General features: G+C 62.3%; 17 protein-coding genes. 8 read left to right on the top strand and 9 right to left on the bottom strand.

What is annotated here, in order from left to right; translation table 11 throughout:
* The first annotated feature begins 321 nt into the window (after positions 1-321).
* Positions 322-1,011: a hypothetical protein gene (locus tag ACE3PP_RS20530; RefSeq protein ID WP_374385163.1), complete on the top strand. Its 690-nt coding sequence runs from the start codon at positions 322-324 to the stop codon at positions 1,009-1,011.
* Positions 1,012-1,017: 6 nt separating this feature from the next.
* Here the strand turns inward: ACE3PP_RS20530 and cueR are convergent, their stop codons facing one another.
* Positions 1,018-1,443 (bottom strand): Cu(I)-responsive transcriptional regulator, encoded by a 426-nt coding sequence (cueR, locus tag ACE3PP_RS20525; RefSeq protein ID WP_374385162.1) that lies wholly within the window; start codon positions 1,441-1,443, stop codon positions 1,018-1,020.
* Entirely contained in the window at positions 1,440-3,590 is a 2,151-nt protein-coding gene (locus ACE3PP_RS20520) for a heavy metal translocating P-type ATPase (RefSeq protein ID WP_374385161.1), read from the bottom strand. Before ACE3PP_RS20520 ends, cueR begins: the two co-directional genes overlap by 4 nt.
* Before the next feature lie 135 nt (positions 3,591-3,725).
* Here ACE3PP_RS20520 and ACE3PP_RS20515 point away from each other — a divergent pair, with 135 nt between their 5' ends.
* Positions 3,726-5,087 (top strand): nucleotide sugar dehydrogenase, encoded by a 1,362-nt coding sequence (locus ACE3PP_RS20515; RefSeq protein ID WP_374385160.1) that lies wholly within the window; start codon positions 3,726-3,728, stop codon positions 5,085-5,087.
* A gap of 6 nt (positions 5,088-5,093) precedes the next feature.
* Entirely contained in the window at positions 5,094-6,074 is a 981-nt protein-coding gene (locus ACE3PP_RS20510; RefSeq protein ID WP_374385159.1) for an NAD-dependent epimerase/dehydratase family protein, read from the top strand.
* Here the strand turns inward: ACE3PP_RS20510 and ACE3PP_RS20505 are convergent.
* Positions 6,071-6,529 carry a VOC family protein gene (locus tag ACE3PP_RS20505; protein ID WP_374385158.1) on the bottom strand — a complete coding sequence of 153 codons (459 nt, stop codon included), beginning with the start codon at positions 6,527-6,529 and terminating at the stop codon, positions 6,071-6,073. The genes ACE3PP_RS20510 and ACE3PP_RS20505 overlap by 4 nt on opposite strands.
* A gap of 113 nt (positions 6,530-6,642) precedes the next feature.
* On the opposite strand from ACE3PP_RS20505, the gene mutL reads away from it, so the two are divergent.
* Complete coding sequence (gene mutL, locus ACE3PP_RS20500; protein ID WP_374385157.1) at positions 6,643-8,457, top strand: DNA mismatch repair endonuclease MutL; 1,815 nt, start codon at positions 6,643-6,645, stop codon at positions 8,455-8,457.
* Between the two features lie 24 nt (positions 8,458-8,481).
* Entirely contained in the window at positions 8,482-9,636 is a 1,155-nt protein-coding gene (locus tag ACE3PP_RS20495) for an MFS transporter (RefSeq protein ID WP_374385156.1), read from the top strand.
* Here ACE3PP_RS20495 and rsmD read toward each other — a convergent pair.
* From rsmD to ACE3PP_RS20480, 3 genes are read right to left on the bottom strand one after another with little or no spacing between them, the layout of a single operon-like run.
* Entirely contained in the window at positions 9,633-10,196 is a 564-nt protein-coding gene (gene rsmD / locus ACE3PP_RS20490) for a 16S rRNA (guanine(966)-N(2))-methyltransferase RsmD (protein ID WP_374385155.1), read from the bottom strand. The two genes, ACE3PP_RS20495 and rsmD, sit on opposite strands and share 4 nt — an antisense overlap.
* Positions 10,177-11,586 carry a pseudouridine synthase gene (locus tag ACE3PP_RS20485; protein ID WP_374385154.1) on the bottom strand — a complete coding sequence of 470 codons (1,410 nt, stop codon included), beginning with the start codon at positions 11,584-11,586 and terminating at the stop codon, positions 10,177-10,179. Before ACE3PP_RS20485 ends, rsmD begins: the two co-directional genes overlap by 20 nt.
* Before the next feature lie 4 nt (positions 11,587-11,590).
* The gene (locus tag ACE3PP_RS20480; RefSeq protein ID WP_374385153.1) at positions 11,591-12,307 is read right to left on the bottom strand and encodes a gamma-glutamyl-gamma-aminobutyrate hydrolase family protein; all 717 of its coding nucleotides are present in this window, start codon (positions 12,305-12,307) and stop codon (positions 11,591-11,593) included.
* Between the two features lie 149 nt (positions 12,308-12,456).
* Here ACE3PP_RS20480 and ACE3PP_RS20475 point away from each other — a divergent pair, with 149 nt between their 5' ends.
* Positions 12,457-12,927, top strand: a complete 471-nt coding sequence (locus tag ACE3PP_RS20475) for a nucleoside deaminase (RefSeq protein WP_374385152.1) — start codon at positions 12,457-12,459, stop codon at positions 12,925-12,927.
* On the opposite strand, the gene ACE3PP_RS20470 is transcribed toward ACE3PP_RS20475, so the two are convergent.
* Positions 12,924-14,222, bottom strand: coding sequence for an NAD(P)/FAD-dependent oxidoreductase (locus tag ACE3PP_RS20470; protein WP_374385151.1), 1,299 nt, complete (start codon positions 14,220-14,222; stop codon positions 12,924-12,926). The genes ACE3PP_RS20475 and ACE3PP_RS20470 overlap by 4 nt on opposite strands.
* Positions 14,223-14,365: 143 nt before the next feature.
* Here ACE3PP_RS20470 and ACE3PP_RS20465 point away from each other — a divergent pair, with 143 nt between their 5' ends.
* Both ACE3PP_RS20465 and ACE3PP_RS20460 read left to right on the top strand, forming a co-directional pair.
* The gene (locus ACE3PP_RS20465) at positions 14,366-14,917 is read left to right on the top strand and encodes a regulatory protein RecX (protein ID WP_374385150.1); all 552 of its coding nucleotides are present in this window, start codon (positions 14,366-14,368) and stop codon (positions 14,915-14,917) included.
* Positions 14,918-15,025: 108 nt separating this feature from the next.
* Entirely contained in the window at positions 15,026-17,026 is a 2,001-nt protein-coding gene (locus ACE3PP_RS20460) for a sensor histidine kinase (protein WP_374385149.1), read from the top strand.
* Between the two features lie 108 nt (positions 17,027-17,134).
* Here the strand turns inward: ACE3PP_RS20460 and ACE3PP_RS20455 are convergent, their stop codons facing one another.
* Positions 17,135-18,289: an SGNH/GDSL hydrolase family protein gene (locus ACE3PP_RS20455; RefSeq protein ID WP_374385148.1), complete on the bottom strand. Its 1,155-nt coding sequence runs from the start codon at positions 18,287-18,289 to the stop codon at positions 17,135-17,137.
* Positions 18,290-18,291: 2 nt separating this feature from the next.
* On the bottom strand, positions 18,292-19,497 hold the full coding sequence (locus ACE3PP_RS20450; protein WP_374385147.1) for a polysaccharide pyruvyl transferase family protein: 1,206 nt from the start codon (positions 19,495-19,497) through the stop codon (positions 18,292-18,294).
* Between the last annotated feature and the right edge of the window lie 22 nt (positions 19,498-19,519).

Genomic DNA, 19,519 nt, shown 5'->3' with positions numbered 1-19,519 from the left:
CTGTGCATTCGTTATCGTTATTGGCGCCGTCTTGCGCGGCTGCTTATTATTCCTGTGTACAGGTAATCTTGCCATCGCTCCTCACGCCCCGCAACTCTCCATCGCCGCGAATTGATGAATTGCGCTAATCTTCTGCTGAGCTGGATCGATCTGTTGTTCACAAGTCGTTGAAATGATGCTGTAGCGACAAGTCTATCCGGACGGTCAGGGTTCGACTGATGGCGTGGCTGGTGAGCGTCGTCACTTCGCATTTCTCCCGCTCTCGTCTAGATGGAGTGGTTGCAGTCATACTTTCTCAGCGACTATCGGGTGCAATATCCCATGTTGAGCTACCTAATTCTCCCGCGACACGTGGCCGTTTGCCTGGCGATCGTCCTCATCCTGCCTTGCGCAGCGCCGGCGATGGCTGGCGACAAGCCAGTGGCGATTGTTGAAGACACAAATGGTTCCGTGCCGGGGGTGGCGGCCTTGGATCTGCTGCGTGCCGGTCGCAAGATTGTGCTGCCACCCAAGGCGACCATGATCGTCTCCTATCTCGATTCCTGCCGGCGTGAGAATATTCGCGGCGGGACGATCACGATCGGTACGGAGCAATCGACTGTCGACAACGGGGAGATCGTGCGCGAGCAATTGGCGTGCGATCCCGTGGCTCTGGCGCTCAGCCCGGAACAGGCTAACCAAAGTGCCGCGATCGTCTTTCGCCAACCCGACAAGATAGCGGGTGATCCGATCGCGGAGCGGGCCGCCTTCATGATGGATACGCGCCGGCCCTTGCTGGTGGCGCCCGGGATCGCTGTCGCCCAGATTGTCGATCTGCGTCATCCGGAACGCAGATGGTCGGTGCGGCTGAAGGACGGGGTTGCCGAACTCGGCGTTGGACAAAAGCCGCTTGATGCCGGCGGTGTCTACGAGGTTTCGGCCGACGGCAGGAAGGTCATCTTCCGTATCGGCAAGGATGCGACCGACGCGCCGCTGAAGCTCCTCAAACGCATCATCCGCCTGGCGAGCTAGCGGATCTCAATGGCAGTGGCCCGCAGCGGGATTGCCGCTCGCCAGACCATCCAGGATTGGGCAGTCGGGCCGGTCATCCCCGTGGCAATGTTCGGCCAAGTGCCGCAACGCGCCGGCCATTTCCTGCATCTCGGCGATCTTCGCTTCCAGCGTCGTCACATGGCTCATCGCCAGCTTCTTCACCTGGGCGCTTGATCGCTGGCGATTGCGCCAGAGGGCCAGCAGTTCCCGAATGGTCTCCAAGGGAAAGCCGAGCGATCGCGCACGCTGAATGAAGCGCAGATTGTGCACGTCCTGCTGACCGTAAAGTCGGTAATTGCCGTTGCTGCGCTCGGCCATCGGCAGCAGGCCGATGCTCTCATAGTGGCGGATCATCTTGGCGGAGACGCCGCTTGCCTTGGCCGCAGCACCGATGCTGAGTGTTTGATTCACCGGAACCTCCAGCGGTTGAGGGTAAGGGCATTGGTGATGACGGCAACGGAGGAGAGCGCCATAGCCCCGCCGGCAATGATCGGGCTCAAATAGCCGAGAGCCGCCAACGGAATGCCGAGCAGGTTGAAGACGAAGGCCCAGGCCAGGTTTTCCTTGATCTTGCGCTTGGTGGCGCGCGCCAGGGCGATCGCCTGCGGCACCAGGCCCGGGTCGCCGCGCATCAGCGCGATGCCGGCGGTTTCGATGGCGACGTCGGTGCCGGTCGCCATGGCCAAGCCCAGATCCGCCGCAGCCAATGCCGGCGCATCGTTGACGCCATCGCCCACCATCGCAATCTTGGCGCCGCCCGCCTGCAGTTCGTCGACGATGCGTGTCTTGTCATCCGGCAGCAATTCGGCGCGGATATCGTCAAGACCGAGTTCCGCGCCGATCTTCGTCGCGGCACCCTTGTTGTCGCCGGTCAGCATGACGGAACGGATGCCGAGCCCGTGCAGGGCCTTGATGGCCGGGGCGGCGCTCTCCTTCAGGCGGTCGGCAAAGCCAAAGATGGCGAGCAACCGAGGCTGCGGGGCAATTTCGGCAAGATAGGAGACGCTGGCCCCTTCGGCGGCGAATTGTGCCGCCGGTTCGGCCAGCGGTGCCGATGGGATGCCATGTTCCTCGATCATCTTCGGCGTGCCCAGGATGAAGCGGGTGCCGCTGATCTCGGCGGCGACACCGCGCCCGGCAATGACCCAGGCTTCGCGTGCGGTCGGCAGGTCGATGCCGGTCGCGGCCTGGCGGAGAGCGTCCGCCAGGGCATGGGTGCTGCCGGCCTGCAGGGCCGCCGCAATCGCGATGACATCCCGCTCGCTCCAGCCCGGCATCGTGCGGACATGGCTGACGCGCGGTTTGCCTTCGGTCAGGGTACCGGTCTTGTCGAAGGCGACCAAAGTGATGTCGCCGGCTGTTTCAAGTGCCGCCGCATCGCGGATGAGAATGCCGCGCCGAGCGCCGGTACCGACGCCGACCATGATTGCTGCCGGCGTCGCGAGCCCCAGGGCGCAGGGGCAGGCGATGACCAGAACGGCGACTGCATTGATGAGCGCGGCTTCGATGCCGGCGCCGGCCAGCAGCCAGCCGGCAAGCGTTATCGCCGCGATGGCCAGGACTACGGGCACGAAGACGGCTGAAACCTGATCGGCGAGGCGCTGAATCGGCGCTTTGGCGCCTTGGGCCGCCGTCACCATGCGAATGATACGGGCCAGCATTGTTTCTGCACCGACGGCGGAAATGGCGATCTCCAGCGCGCCCATGCCATTGACCGAGCCGCCGATCGCCTTGTCACCGATGGAGACGGGGCGCGGGCGGCTTTCACCAGTGATGAGCGCCTCGTCAATCTCGCTTTCCCCGACCAGGATTTTGCCGTCCGCCGGAATGCGCTCGCCTGCCCGGACGATGACGACATCGCCGGCCGTCAGTTGCTGCAACGGAATTTCGCTCTCCATACCGTCACGGCGCACCCGCGCCTTGGCCGGCCACAAGGCGTTGAGGGCGCTCAGCGCCGAGAGGGTCCGCTTCTTGGCGCGCTTCTCCAGCCACTTGCCGAGCCGCACCAGGACGATGATGACGGCCGCGGATTCGAAATAGAGATGGTGCGGATTGCTCCACATCATGAACAGGCTGAGACCGAAGGCGGCGCTGGTGCCGATCGCGACCAGCAAATCCATGTTTCCGCTGAAACCGCGCAGGGCGCGCCAGGCACCAATATAGAAGGGGAGACCGAGCCCAAATTGGACAGGCAGCGCCAGGGCAAGCTGCAGGCGCGGGTCGATCATCCACATGCCGCCCATCGTCACTTCCAGCACCATCGGCACCAGCAGCGGCAGGGTGAGGGCCGCACCGAGAAGCAACCACCAAGCCTCCCGGTCGACTTCCTGTTTGCCGGCCTCGGCGCGGATGCCGTAGCCGGCTTTCTCGACGGCCTGCTGGATCGCAGTGCGGGTGACGGCGTCACTGCCTGTCACGACCGCTTCCTCACTGGCGAGGTTGACATCCGCCGTGGTCACGCCGGGCAGTCTGCGCAGCACCTTCTCGATGCGGGTTGCGCAGGCGGCGCAGGTCATCCCGCTGATTCCCAAGCGATATTCGGTGGTGCTGGCAGTCATTTTCGGCTCCGGACGATTCTGGATGCCACTGAGATATGGTCCTTCCAATCATGGGAAGGTCAAGGCGAAACAAGATGTGACGTCAAATGCGTGCTTTGCTAGGGTGCCGGCGATCAATGGGAAGCAGCTAACGTCATGGCACAGAAACGAAATTCGACCGTCACCAGCAAGTCGGCCAAACTCTTGATGGCGCGCATCGCAGCGCGGAAGGCGAAAATCGGCATTATCGGGCTGGGCTATGTCGGCCTGCCGCTCGCGTGCCTCTTTGCCGAAAAGGGGTTCGCCGTCACCGGCTTCGATGTCGATGCGGGCAAGACCGACAAGCTCAACGCCGGCCGCTCCTACATCCGGCACATTCCCGGGCGGCGCATCGCGCCCCTGGTCAATGCCGGCAAGCTCGTGGCCAGCGCCGATTTCCGCCGCCTCAAAGCGATGGATTGCATCATCATCTGCGTGCCGACGCCGCTCTCGAAGCAGCGCGAGCCGGATCTGAGCTTTGTCGCCGACACGGCGATCGAGATCGCGCGGCACTTGAAGACCGGACAATTGGTCGTGCTCGAATCCTCGACCTATCCGGGCACCACAGACGAAGTGGTGCGACCGGCGCTGGAGGCCGGGAAGCTCCGCAGCCGGCGCGACTTCTTTCTGGCCTATTCGCCCGAGCGCGAGGACCCGGGCAATGAGACCTATGGTACGGCGGCGATCCCGAAAGTGGTCGGTGGCGATGGCGAGGCGGCGCGCGATCTGGCGCTGGCGCTCTATGATTCAGTCGTCGTAAAGACCGTACCCGCAACGAGCCCGGCCACCGCCGAGGCGGTCAAGCTGACCGAAAACATCTTCCGTTCGGTGAATATTGCCTTGGTCAACGAGCTCAAGGTCATCTTCGACGCGATGGGGATCGATGTCTGGGAGGTGATCGACGCCGCGAAAACCAAACCCTTCGGTTTCATGCCCTTTTATCCAGGTCCCGGCCTGGGTGGACATTGCATCCCGATCGACCCCTTTTATCTCACCTGGAAGGCGCGGGAGTTCGGGATTGCAACCCGCTTCATCGAACTGGCGGGCGAAATCAACACGGCGATGCCGCGCTATGTCATCGACCGGCTGGTGACGGCGCTCAGTGAGCGGGCCGGCAAGGCGCTCAAGGGCGCGCGCATTTTGATCATCGGCCTTGCCTATAAGAAGAATGTCGATGACATGCGCGAAAGCCCGGCATTGACCTTGATCGACCTTCTGGAAGCGCAGGGCGCCAAAGTCGACTATCACGATCCGATCATCGCGGCGATCAAGCCGTCGCGGGAACACCCGCACCTTGCCGGACGCCGCTCCGTCAAACTCTCTGCCGCCAATCTGAAGCGCGCCGATGCCGTTCTCATCGTGACCGATCACGATGCGATCGATTTCAAGGAAATCGGCAGGAACGCGAAGCTCATCATCGATACCCGCAACAAGATGGCGCGCGCCGGCTGGCGCGGCCGCAACGTCATCAAGGCCTGATCGTCCATGACCATCCTTGTAACCGGTGTAGCCGGTTTTATCGGTTACCATGTTGCCGAGGCGCTGCTGGCACGCGGCGAACGCGTGCTGGGCATCGACAACATGAACAGCTATTACGACACGAAGCTGAAGCAATCACGATTGCATCGACTGGAGCGGCATCCACATTTCGCCTATGTCTTTGCCGATCTCGGCCGCGCCCAGGCGCTGAACGCTGCTGTCCATAAGCGGCTGGGTGACCTGACCGGGATCATCCATCTGGCGGCCCAAGCGGGTGTGCGGCATTCGATCGATCATCCGACCGATTATGTCGGTCCCAATCTTTCAGGCCACCTCAATATCTTGGAAGTCGGCCGGCACGCACCGCAGCTGAAGCATATGGTTTATGCCAGTTCCAGCTCCGTCTATGGCAACAGTCGGCGTATTCCGTTCGCCATCGACGATCCCGTCGATACGCCGACCTCGCTTTATGCCGCGACCAAGCGGGCGGATGAGTTGATGAGCATCTCCTACGCGCAGCTCTACAAGCTGCCGCTCACGGGGCTCCGATTCTTTACCGTTTTCGGCCCCTGGGGTCGCCCGGATATGGCCTATTACCGCTTTACCGAGGCGATCCTGGCCGGTGAGAAGATCGAAGTCTTCGGCGACGGCAGTGTCGAACGCGATTTCACCTATATCGACGATATTGTCGACGGTGTGATCGCGGCGCTCGACCGCCCTCCCGCGACGGACCAGGCGATGCCGCACCGGCTCTACAATCTCGGTAGCGACCGGCCGGTCAGCCTCAATCATTTGATCGACCTGGTGGAAAAAGCGTGCGGGAAGAAGGCGGAACGCAATATCTTCCCACCCGCGGCGGGCGATGTGAAGGCGACCTGGGCTGATCTCAGTCTCAGCAAGGCCGATCTCGGCTATGAGCCAAAAACGTCATTGGCCGAAGGGATCGAGAAATTCGTCGCCTGGTATCGTGCCTATAAGAGCAACTAGGCCGTATTCTTTGGCAGCGGCAGGCTGACCACCCAGCAATAGCCGTCTGGATCCAGGATATAGGCTTCGCGCATGCCATGCGGCTTGTCGGCGGCGTCGGCAAGGACCACGTAGCCCGATTGTCGGGCGCGTTCGACCGCTGCATCCGGATCTACATGATAGAGCCGCAACTCCGCACCAGCGCCACGTGGATGGTCGGCCGGTATGAGGCTCGGCAACGGGTTGCTGTGATAGGTGCCGTCGGCGTGAAGCATCCATTCGGCCAGCACTTGGCCATTCACGCGGTGCCGCAGAACGGCAAAATCCTTGTCGGCCGTCGCGACCTCGGCGCGCAGGATGTCACGGGAAAAGTCCACCGTCCGCAGAACGTCACGTACCAGCAGGTTGAGCCCGAACCCTTTGAGGGACCGGCCATAATCCTCGCCACTGGGGAAATCGCGCTCGCCGCCGCTCATTTTCGACCCTTAACGTGTTGATCCGGCGCCATTCAAACACCGGCCAGACCCTGCCGCAAGCGGGGGCTTGTCCCCGTACAATTGGGTGCCGGAGGAGTGCTAGACTAGCCCCCATGTCGATTCGTCTCCTGCCCCCTAATCTTGTCAACCAGATCGCCGCCGGCGAGGTCATCGAACGACCTGCCTCGGTGGTCAAGGAATTGGTCGAGAACAGCATCGATGCCGGCGCGAGCCGCGTCGTCGTCGAACTGCGCGAAGGTGGCAAGAGCTTCATCAGCGTCACCGACGACGGCAAGGGTATGTCACGGGACGAATTGCTGCTCGCCATCGAGCGGCACGCCACGTCAAAGCTGCCGGATGACGATCTGGTTCATATCGGCTTCTTCGGCTTTCGCGGCGAGGCACTGCCATCCATCGGCGCGGTCGGCCGACTGAGCATCACCAGCCGTGCGCGGGATGCGGACCAGGCTTGGCAGATACGGGTCGAAGGCGGCGAGAGGGCCGGACCAGAGCCAGCTGCACTGGGGCAGGGGACCCGGGTCGAATTGCGCGACCTCTTCTTTGCCGTTCCTGCACGCCTCAAATTTCTGAAGACCGCGCGGTCCGAGCAGAATGCCGTGGTCGAGGTGCTGGAGCGCATCGCCATGGCGCACCCCGAGGTCGCAATCTCGCTTTCGGACGATGGACGGAACGTCCTGCGTCTGGATGCGGCCCAGGCCGGATTGATGGACAGTCCCGATGCGGCCCGCCTGAAGCGCTTGGGCGATGTCATGGGACGTGATTTTGCGGACAATGCCGTGGCTCTGTCGGTCGAGCGCGAGGGCATCCTGCTCACCGGGTTTGCGGGCCTGCCGACCCTCAACCGGGCGACGGCTTCCGCGCAATATCTCTTTGTCAACGGTCGCCCAGTGCGCGACCGCCTTTTGCAGGGTGCCATTCGTGGCGCCTATCAGGATTTTCTGGCCCGTGATCGGCATCCGCTGGTGGCCCTGTTCCTGGAAAGCCCGCCGGAACTGGTCGACGTCAACGTCCATCCGGCCAAGGCTGAAGTACGCTTCCAGGATCCCGCCTTGGTGCGTGGCTTGATCGTCGGTGCCATTCGGCGTGCCCTCGATGCAGCAGGGCACCGCGCATCGACCACGGTCGCAGGCGCCGCTCTGGCTTCCTTTGGGGGCATGAGCGGGTTGGCGGCACCGGCAGGTCCGTCCGTCTATCAGGCGATGCCGTCGCGATCCTTCAATGCTGGGGTCGTTCAGCAGGCGATGGCGGCCTTTGCGCCGCTATCGAGCGAGCTGGCGCGGCCGAGCGGAGTCGCTCCGGCACCGATATCGGAGACCCCAGTCCAGGATTATCCGCTGGGTGTCGCGCGGGCACAGATCTTCGGTACCTATATCGTCGCCCAGACCAAGGACGGTATGGTCATCGTCGACCAGCATGCCGCCCATGAGCGGCTGGTGTTGGAGCGGATGAAGGAATCGCTGGCCGGCACGGGTGTCAAACGCCAGGCTTTGCTGATCCCGGAGATTGTCGAATTGCCGGCGCGCCTCGTGGGCGCCTTGCTGGCTCGTGCCCAGGAGCTTGAAGAACTCGGCCTTGCCATTGAGCCCTTCGGCAATGATGCGGTGGCGGTGCGGGAAGTTCCGGCAATGCTGGGGCAGAGCGATGTCAAAGGTCTGGTCCGCGACCTTGCGGAAGAGATCTTCGAATTGGGGGCCGCCTTCAGCCTCAAGGAAAAACTGGAAGACATTTGCGGCACGATGGCCTGCCACGGATCGGTGCGTGCCGGCCGCCAATTGCTGCCTGCCGAGATGGATGCATTGCTGCGCCAGATGGAGGCGACACCGCATTCCGGTCAATGCAACCACGGTCGGCCCACTTATGTGGAGCTGAAGCTCTCCGATATCGAACGTCTGTTCGGGCGCCGCTAGGTCTGAAAAGATATGCGCCCAAAGTTGCCCCGAACCATCTGGATGCTCGGCCTCACCAGTCTGTTGATGGACGGATCGAGCGAGATCGTCCATGCCGTGCTGCCGCTGCTGCTGGTCAATGGTCTCGGCAGCAGCATTTTTCTGGTCGGGATCATCGACGGTCTTGCGGAAGCCACCGCCTCCATCACCAAAATATTCTCCGGTGCCGTAAGCGATCATTGGCAGAGCCGTAAATGGATCGCTGCTTTCGGTTATGCGCTTTCCGCCTGCTCAAAGGCACTTTTTCCGATCGCTGCCACGCCGCTTGCGGTCTTTTTCGGCCGCTTTGCGGACCGTCTGGGGAAAGGGATTCGCGGGGCACCGCGCGATGCGCTGGTCGCCGATTGGGTGGCGCCGGAACATCGCGGCTATGCCTATGGCGTCCGCCAGTCGATGGACAATATGGGAGCCGTCATCGGCCCCTTGCTCGCCATCCTGCTGCTGCAGCTTTATGCCGGTGACGTGACGCCGGTCCTGTGGTGGGCCGTGGTGCCGGCGCTGCTTTCCGTCTCGGTGATGATGATCGGTGTCGAGGAAGCGCAGACGCATGAGGCGCGTGTCAAACGCCCCTTTCCGCTGCGTCTTAGTGAATTGAAGCAGCTTGGCCGGGCGTTCTGGCTGGCGATGGGCTTCCTGTTCATCCTGCTGCTGCCGCGTTTTTCCGAAGCCTTCCAGATCCTGCGCGCGCAGGATGTGGGTGTCAGTGCCGCCTGGGCGCCGATGGCGCTGGTCGTTATGAACCTTGTTTCCGTGCCGCTGACGCCGCTCGCGGGGAGCTGGTCTGACAAGGTTGGGCGCAACAAGGTGATCGGGCTTGGCTTCCTGCTATTGATCGCATCCCATGTCGCGATGGCCTTGGCGGCGGGGCCGGCTTTGGTTTGGGTGGGAGCCGCGATCTGGGGTGTGCATCTGGCGCTCACCCAAGGCATCTTCTCGGCCCTCGTCGCCGATCATGCACCGGCGCACCTCCGCGGCACGGCGTTCGGTGTGTTCAATCTGTCGGCCGGCATCGCCATCTTCGTCGGTTCGGCGGCGATGGGTTATGCCTGGGATCAGCTGGGTGCCGGCATTGCGTTCGCTCTGGCCGCGGCTGTCAACGTGCTGGGGCTCGTTCTTTTTCTGCTGCCGCGAAAAGTCTAGTCGCCTTTGCGCAGCATCACGATCCGCGCCTTGCCGTAGCGTCGTTCGTCGACCGGCACGAAGCCGGGCGGAGGCGTGAAGGGGTCGTTGTGCGCCATCTCGGCAACGATGAGGGCATTGCCGGCGATCCACCCGCGACCGTCGAGAGCGGTGAGAGCCGGGGCAACGAGGTCCTGCCCGTAGGGCGGATCTAGGAAGACGAGGTCGGCCGGCGAGAAGCGCTTGTAGCGATGCGCATCCGGCGCGCTCATGATATCGCCGAGGACGATCGCCGTGCGTTCGGTCTCGTGACACGCTGCGGCGTTGCGCTTGATGCAATCGGCAGCAGCGCGGTCTTTTTCGAAGGCGGCCAGCGATTGCGCGCCGCGCGACAGGGCTTCGAGGCCCAAGGCGCCGGAGCCGGCAAAAACATCCAGCACCTTGGCATCCGACACGGCGTCATGGCCATGAACCAGGATGTTGAAGATCGCCTGCCGCGCCCGGTCGGAGGTCGGGCGCACATCCTTGCCTTCGGGCACCACGAGCTTGGTGCCGCGATGACTACCGGAATCGACGCGCATGACCCGAACCCGGCTTGCCGCGCGGCTTGTCCCGCGGCCCATCCGGCCCGCGTTTGTCATCGCGCCCACGCGGCTTGGCATTGCCCTGCGGCTTGCCTGGGCTCTGAGGCTTGCCTGATTCACGCGACGGGGCGTTGTCGCGCGGTTGCGGTTCGTACCTGGCCGCCGCCTTGGGCTTGCGCCGACGCTCTTCACCGCCGTCTTCCGTGTCGCGGTGCTGATGTTTGAAGCCATGATGGCTGCCCGGCTGCGCCTTCTTGGGTTTGTTCTTGGCCCAGCCGGACTTGAAGCCGGATTTCTCGGAGCGCTCGCCCTCACTGTCACGCCGGGTCTTCTCGGGTCGGCGCTGCTCCGGGCGGGTCTTTGCCTTGGTGTCGGGTTTGCGGTGCTGCGGGCGCTCATCTTGCGTCGCTTCCTCGCCGCGTGACCGCTCGGACCAACGCGGCAGGTCGGCGCGCTGCAGGCGGCGCGGACGCTGCGCATCTTCTTCTTCGAGTGGCCGTGCCGGGCGGCGATCCGGCTTGCCGGGCCTTGCCTCGGCCTTGGGTCGCTCGTCGCGCATCTTGTCGCGCGTGCGCTTGTCCGGCCCGCGGTTGAAGACGGGGCGAGAAGGGGCTTCGTCCACTTCAGCGGCTTTGTCGGGGCGCCAGTCATTGCCGAAGCGCAACTGCGTCTGCAGCAGCTTGCCCTTCACTTCCTGCACCTGCCCCGGTTCCATCTCGCCGAGCTGGAAGGGACCATACCCGACACGGATGAGGCGGCTCACCGGCCAGCCGAAATGCTGGCAGATACGGCGGATTTCGCGGTTCTTGCCTTCGGTCAGTGCCATGGTCAGCCAGGCATTGGCCCCCTGTTGGCGCTCAAACGCAGCGTCGATCGAGCCATAGCGCACGCCGTCGATCTCGATGCCGTTCTTCAGGCCATCGAGCAATTTGGGATCGAAGCGGCCGTTGACGCGTACGCGGTAGCGGCGGATCCAGGCCGTCGCCGGCAATTCGAGCTTGCGCGCCAGTTCACCGTCATTGGTGAGCAGCAGCAACCCTTCGGAATTCAAGTCGAGACGGCCCACGGAAATGACGCGCGGCATGTCGACCGGCAGATTGTCGAACACCGTGGCACGGCCTTCCGGATCGTATGCCGTCGTCATCAGCCCCTTGGGCTTGTAATAGAGCCAGACGCGCGTCAGTTGCTTTTCAGGCAGCGGCTTGCCGTCGACCAGGATAGTATCCTTGCGCGACACATTGATCGCGGCACTGGTCAGTATCTTGCCGTTGACGCTGACCCGGCCGTTTTCGATCCAGGCCTCGGCATCGCGGCGCGAGCAGAGACCGGCGCGCGCCATCACCTTGGCAATTCGCTCGCCGCCGGTATCGTCTTTTTTCTTTTCCATGATGTCAGGCCGCCTTTGCCGCATCGACAAAGGCACTGATGATCCGGCCGTCGCCGTCGCTGACATGCAGTTCCGGGTGCCACTGTACGCCAAGACAGAATTTGTAGCGTGGATCCTCGATACCCTCGATGACGCCATCGGCTGCGACCGCATTGACGACGACACCGGCACCGACCGACTTCACCGCCTGGTGATGTGCGCTGTTCACCGGCAGTTCGTTGCCGCCGACGATCCGCTGCAGCAGTGAGCCGGCTGTCAGCTTGACCTTGTGGCCGGGTTCCGTCCGCGGGTTCGGTTGCTCGTGGAGCAGGGAATTCGTGACCTCGTCCTCGATATGCTGGATGAGGGTCCCGCCGAGGATGACATTGATCAGCTGCTGGCCGCCGCAGATGCCGAGAACCGGCTTGTTGCGCTTCAGCATGGCCTTGACGATGCCGAGCTCGAAATGGGTGCGCCCTTCCTTGGTCGTCACCGTTTCGTGCTTGGTGTTTTCACCGTAAAGGGCAGGATTGACGTCGAAGCCGCCGCCCGTGACGACGAGGCCGGCGATCGTGTCGGCATAGGCGTCGATCATCTCCGGCTGATGCGGCAGGCAGATGGGCAAGCCGCCCGCGTTGCTGACCGCCTGGGTATAGGTTGCGCGCAAGGAGTAGTGCGGTGCCTTGGCAAGGCCGCGGGGCGCGTCCACATCAAGGGTCAAACCGATCAGGGGGGCAGTCATGGGATCTCCGGAAAATGGCTGGTGGCGCCTCTCGGCGGCAGGAAGAGCTATTTCACACTCGCTGGGGCGAAACAAGAGCGGCTACCGCATAGCCGTTCAGCCGCGCCGTTATGCTTGACCGCCAGGGGTGGGGCGGGGACACTCCGCCCATGACTGAAATCCACCCCCATCCCCCCATCAATTTCATGGATCTGGCCTTCCGCCAGGCCGAAGCGGCATTCGAGCGCGGGGAAGTGCCGATTGGCGCCGTGCTGGTCGATCCGACCAGCGGCGAGGTCTTGGCCGCCGACCATAACCGGGTCGAGGAACGGCATGACCCGACCGCACATGCCGAAATGCTGGTGATCCAGGCCGTCGCCACCAGCCGGCGCGAGAAGCGGCTGCCCTTCGCCGATCTCTATGTGACGCTGGAACCCTGCCCGATGTGTGCGACCGCGATCTCGTTCGCGCGTCTGCGCCGGGTGATTTATGGCGCGCCGGATCCGAAGGGCGGTGGTATCGACAGCGGCCCCAGGCTCTACACGCTTCCGACTTGCCATCACCGCCCACAAGTGGTGGGCGGCAGTGGCGAAGAACGGAGTGCCGACCTGTTGCGGCGCTTCTTCCGGGCGCGCCGTTAGATCGGCAGCGAATCCTTGATCCGGTAATAGAAGATCGACGGCGCCAGGAACCAGGGATTGCCCTCGTAGAGCGGTCGGGTCTGGAAGCGCACATTGTCGAGCGGGCTCTGGCCTTCTGCCTTGCCCAGGACCTGCTGGCCGATCTTCATGCCGAAATAGGTCGCCAGCGACACGCCGGAGCCGCAATAGCCCATCGCATACCACAGCCCGTCCTGCCGGCCGATATGCGGCAGCGTGTCGAACGTGTAGGCGACATAACCCATCCAGCTGTGTGTGACCTTGACCGATTGCAGTTCCGGGAAGATCAGCGACATCCAATAGTGGAGGCGCGGCGCGCTCACCTTCGGGTCGTTCTCTTTATAGGCGACACGACCACCGAACAGGATGCGCTTCTTGTCCGGTGACAGGCGGTAATAGAAGACGAGCTTGCGCGTGTCCGAGATCATGCGGTTCGTCGGCATGAGGCGGGCCGTCACATCGAGCGGTAGCTCCTCGGTCGCGATGATATAGGAACCGATCGGAATGACCCGGCGGCGGTGCCACGGCGTCAGTGGCCCGGTATAGCCATTGGTGGCAACGATCACATCGCGCGCCTGCACCTTACCCAGCGCTGTGCTGACGGTGAAGCCGCCGCCGTCCTTCTCAAGACCTTTGACCGGGCAATAGGCCACCACCTGGGCGCCGGCAGCCTCGGCCAAGCGCAGCAGTTCCAGATGATACTTGCCGGGATGCAGCGCGCCGTGCGTCGGATAGACCGCGCCGCCATGATAGAATGGGCTGTCGATCTCCTTGGCCTGTTCCGCCTTCGGCACCATGAAATAGGGGCTGGCAAGGTCCTTGGGTTGGCCGGCCAGGCTTTTCCCAAGCGCCTCATATTGTTTCGGATTGTGCGCTGCATGGAAGCGGCCGCTCACGGCCCAATCGCAATCCAGCTTCTCGCTGGTGATGAGGTCGCCGATATAGCCAAGGGCGTTGAGGCCTTCGCGGCGGATGCCGTGGGCGATCTGCTCATTGTGGCGGCCGGAAAGTTCGCCGAAGGTGGGCTTGATGCTGGTCGATACCTGGCCGCCATTGCGGCTGGAGCAGCCGAATCCGGCCGCTTCGGCATCGAGAACCAAGGTCGAACGACCGCCTTTGGCCGTTTCGCGTGCCGCCATCAGGCCGGTATAGCCGGAACCAATCACCAGCACATCCACCTTGGCCGGCAGCGTCTGGGCACGGCGCTCCGGCCGGGGTGCATCCTCCCACCAGAAGGACTCATTCTTATAGCCGGCGGCAAAAATAGACTCGGTCATATCGATTGTTCCCCCAAAGCGCACCCCTGCAGGCGCAAATTGATAGACGGTATCGGCGCCGCTTTCCAGGGCGGGCAATTTGTCTAGCCCAGCGGAATCTGCAATGGTGGCGTGAAGGAATGACAAGAGCCACGGCCATTGGAATGAGCGATAGGCGACCCCGCCGCCTTGCGGTCGGTGATCTCGATCAGATCGCCCTCGACTATCTCGCGCGCTTCGCCACAAGCCGGAAGCGTGTCGAAGATATGCTGACACGGCGTATCCGCAAATCTGCGCATTTCCACGGCGACGACCCGGCGCCGCTGTTGGCCGCCATTCCCGAAATCATCGCCAAGCTGCAGCGGCAGCGTTTTTTGGATGATGCTTCCTTTGCGGGTATGAAAGCTGCAAGTCTCACGCGACGAGGGACGTCGCGCCAGAAGGTGGCGGCAAAACTCGCTCACCTCGGCATCAATCCGGATGATCGCAGCAAAGCGCTGGGGGGATTGGCTGACGAGTTCGGCAATGCCGAGGAGGCTGCCGCTATTGCATATGCTAAACGCCGGCGCCTCGGCCCCTATCGTGCACGGCACATAGCCGGTGCACAGCGGACGGAACAGGAAAAGCGAGATCTGGCCGCAATGGCGCGTGCCGGCTTCGGCTTCGACCTCGCTCGGCGCGTGCTAGGCGCCGAACTCGACATCGAAGCAGACTGACAAGCTTCTTTCCACCTGCTTTATGGTTGCAGGCGTAACTGGCTCATGTAAGGTCGCGTCGGGGAGTTTATCCGATCATTTCAGGCTTTGAGGAGCATTGTCCTCAAAATGCGACCGTTCTGGTCTGTTCGCAAGGCGCTGCTCGTCGCCTTGCCGTTGCTGGTGGGGCTGTCCGCTCTGGCCATCATGGCTGGCGGTATCCTGATCGCACAGCGTGGCAGCGATTCCGCTGCGCGCGTGCTGATGCGCAGCGCCAATGGGCATATCATTTCCCGGACGACCGGATTTCTAACCGAGGCGGAGCGCGCGGCCGAAGTGACCGCGCAGCTTATCAGCGATGGAACGCTGCCGCAGGATCGGCCGACCCTGGTGCGCTATATGTGGCAGCAGTTGATGGCCAGGCCCAGCCTCTCCGGCATGTATGTCGGCTATGAGGATGGCAGCTTCACCTACGTCATGCGCATCGGCACCATCGCCGGCGATCAATTCATGTTCAAGACGATCGATGTGCAGCGCCGTGCTAGAGACACCACCGTGACTTGGCGCGATGCCTACTATCAGGTGATCATTCCGGAAGCCGGCATGATCGATGGTTTTGACCCACGTTTGCGCCCCTGGTACACGGCGGCACAGCGGCGTCTCAATGATGGCTGGACTGAACCGTATATTTTCTGGACGACAAAGCAGCCCGGCATCAGTGTGGCGCGAGCAGCCAAATGCGCCGCCGCAACTTGTGTCGTCGGCGTCGATATAACCCTGGCTGACCTCTCCCAGTTCTTTGGCACCCTGGAACATGAGATCGGCGGTCGCGCATTTTTGCTGACGGATCGGGGGCGAGTCATCGCCGCTTCCGAAATGACGGGCGGGGAAGTTAGCCGCAAGCTGATGCGCAATCGCGCGCGGGCCCTGCCGGAGGTGGGAGAGATCGGATCGTCGCTTTTGGATGCCGTCTGGAAGGCTGCCATGTCGCCGGCCGGAACCCATCCAATCGGCTTCAGGGCGCTCTCCTACGATCATCAAGAATACCTTGCTGAGCTGGCGCCGATCGATTTTCACGGACTTTCCTGGCTGGTCGGCGTGGCTGTGCCGCGCTCAGGCCCGCTCGGCTGGTTCGTCGGCGTGCGCGATGCTGTGGTCTGGATGGTTCTCGGTATCGCCCTGGTGACCATCCTGTCGGCAATGGCCTTGTCGCAACCGATCGTCTCCGGCTTGAAGCGGCTGGAGCGGAATGCTGTCAAACTGCGTGGTGGTGATTTTGGGCAACTCGTGGCGCCCGTCGCGGGCCTGCGTGAGATTCGTGAGACCGAGATCGCGCTGATTGATATGGCGCACAATCTCGAATCACAGATGCAGGCGACGCAACTGGCACTCGACGAAGCGATCAGGGCCGGTCAGATCAAATCGGAGTTCCTGGCGCATATGAGCCATGAGTTGCGCACACCACTCAACGGCATCATCGGCTTCTCCGAACTTCTTGAAATGAACGTGGCGGAAAAGCTGAGCGAGCGGGAACGCTCCTATCTCGCCGATGTCATTGGGCTTGGCCGGCATCTGCAGCACCTGATCGAACAGGTGCTGGAGTTCGCGCGCCTCGAGGGATCCGGGCAGGGCAGCGAAGCTCCACCTGTCAGCGTCCATGCCATTGCCGATGGTATTCGCCGGCTTCTCGCCCAGCAATGCGCCAGCAAGCAGATCAGCTGGCAAAGCGCGGTGCCACCGGCTCTTGAGGTGCGGGTCGACGAAACGGCCCTGCGTCAGATATTGACCAATCTCCTGACCAATGCGGTGAAATACACGCGGCCCAAGGGCAGCATTCAGGTGGCCGCAGGCTTACTCGAAGACGGATCGACGGAGATTGTCGTCACGGATACGGGGATTGGCATGGATCCCGACGAATTGCGCAATGCCTTCGTTCCCTTCTCGCGCTCGCTGCGGAACCCCTATGTCGCCGCCAATAGCGGCGTAGGTCTCGGCCTGCCCATCACCAAGATGCTGTGCGATCGACTGCACCTTTCCATCTATTTGGAAAGCAAAGAGAATGTTGGGACGACGGTGCGTCTGGTCATACCTTTGAGCGTCGGCCGCCAAAAAGAAAGCAACGCGACCTGACATCGTCCTCGTTCCCTGCTTGTCAGCGGAGCAAGGCGATCCGGTCGGAGATCACAAGAAACAAATCTATCCGCCGGCAGCAGACCTCGAGGCCGCGTTCACTGCGTGTCAGGCGGAATTCGCCGCGCGTAGGCGGGGTGCGGGCGTGACGTTCTCGACACGGAAAGATCGGCGCGTGCCGGTATGCAGCAGGCCGAGAATGGGCAGATGTTCAGTTGGCGATGGCGTGCCCGTGGCGACATTGTCCTTGGCCAAATGGATCTTGGCCGAGGGATCGGTGACTGCGCGAGACAATTCGTAGTGCTCGTTCGCAGTTGGCGTCAGCAGATCGGCGCCATAAAGGAACTCGCACGGCAACATGGCGCCCAGGAACTTGAACTTCCCGTCACGGACACCGCCCTTCAGCAACGAACAATGATGAAGGGTGTCGTTCCTGCGAAGGGCAAGAGTCGCCACATCGGGTGAACTCATATGGAAGACCGCCAGCAGCTTCCCGCCCACGATATCGAGGGACAGTTTGTGTCCGGCAAGATCGGCGGCGCTGAAGGCAAAGCGGCGGTTATGGAATTCCGCCAAAGGAACGCTGTCGGCCTGAGTGAATATCTCCGTGCTGTCTATAATCTCGGCATCCCCGAAATGATCCGGATCGACCGGCACGGGAATCGATGCCGCTTTTTGCGCGTTGAGGCAGTCTATGAGCCCCTCGGCCGCCAGGTCCGCCACCATGGCGGTGGCAATCGGCCGCGCATAATGACCCTGATCGACATAGAAGGCCGGGTCACTGACGACCTGACGGCCAAACCGACGCATCAAGGAACGGGAGATGTCGACGATGCCGGTCCCATACCAATCGCTGAGATAGCGGATACCGGAATCGATGGCGGGTACACTGGTCAGCCACGAACCGTTTCGCGCTCCGAAGACCAGGGTACAGATTTTCAGCGCCGGATTGCGCGCTAGGGCATAGCGGAGAATGCCCTCATAGAGCCGCGCCCAATGGCGGAACTGGCGACGTTCGTCACCATAGATGAACGCGTCATTGAGCGCATACTCGATGATGAGCAGGTCCGATCGGTCGAGGGCATCAGTCGCCTTGAGCCGAAACAACCCATAGGCGCTGGTTGTTCCTCCGACGGCCAGATTCTCGACGATGTCGAGTTCGACCCCGCGGGCACTGGTGGCGGCGAGCATCTGGCCAAGATAGCCCGGCTCCATCACCGTGTTGGAGCCGCCGATGATCGTCGTCCTGAGGCTCACTGCCATGTTCAGGCGGCCTGCAGCATGGTCTGGTAATTCTCCGTCATGTTGAGGCCAGCCTCGGTGAGGTGGCGGTGGAAGTTGCGCAGGCGCAGGCGATAAGTATCGAGGAACGCATCGATGCGCGCCTGAGACAGGAATTCGGCCATGAAGGCTTCGATGCCCATGGTGGCGGCTTTGTCGACGGTCGTGTGCGGCACACCGAAAAACTCGGCCAGTTCGCGGACGCGTAGGTCCTTGAAGAGAATGGCAGTCGGCAGGCCGACCTGGAGAGCCGCAACGCCGCCGTGGAAGCGATCGCCGATGAAGACGTCGTGCCAGCCATAGCATTGGCGCCAGGCATCGACGCTATCGAAGTAGAAATAGCGATCGAATGGCGCCTCGGTGCCGATCGCCTCGTTGACCAGCGGCCCGATCACGTTCTGCAGCAGCTGGTTGCGCGCGTCGTCGAAGAAATGACGTCCCTGGAGCTCATCCTTGAAGAGGAAGATCTCATCCTGGAAGACATAGGAGCATTTCTGTCCCTTGAAAAAGTCGGCAAGCTGACGTCCGCGAACGGACTTCTTCTGCAGATAGCCGGCGGTCGCGAAGCGGTAATCCTCCGGCTTCTTCGTCGGTGCCTTGATGCCCAGGATGTTCTCCGGATAGAGCATCATGCTGGGGCAGCCGAGCGCGGTGGGGTTCTTGAAGCCCATCTTCTTCAGCCACGCCTCGGTATAGGTGCCGCGCACGCCGAAGACGAGCGCGCGTTCGTCGATCCAGCGCAGCAGGTCGACGGTGGCCGGTTCCAGTCCGCTCAGATCCTCAATGTCGTTCTGCATGCCCATGCCGAGCACGACGACGGGAATCTTGATCTGCTCGAGAACTTTGAGCAGCGAGGCGTGATTGAGGTTGGGGCGGATTTCGTTGGCCATCGGCAGGACGAGGGCGTCGAAATTGTTGTTGAGCAAATCCATCGCCTCCTTCGAGCCTTTGTAGGCATCGTAGAGGACATGGACGGACAACATGCACGAGTAGTTCCGGTCATATTCGAAAATGCGCGCGGAACCCTCGCCGATCAGCATATTGCCCTTGTTCGAGGTCAGATAGAAATTGCGCGACATGGTGCTGAAGGTGGCGCTGTTCGAGCGCGGCAAACCTTCCGAGAAGGGCATGCCCGGATGATAGCGATAGCGCGTGTCCGCCGGCTGTCGGCCAAAGCAAAGTCTTTTCATCACAATATTCCTTCTCCCGAAC

Source organism: Dongia sp., from assembly GCF_041910485.1.
Taxonomy (GTDB): Bacteria; Pseudomonadota; Alphaproteobacteria; order Dongiales; family Dongiaceae; genus Dongia.
The sequence above is the reverse complement of the archived record's forward strand: the minus strand, read 5'-3'. Positions and strand labels throughout refer to the sequence as shown.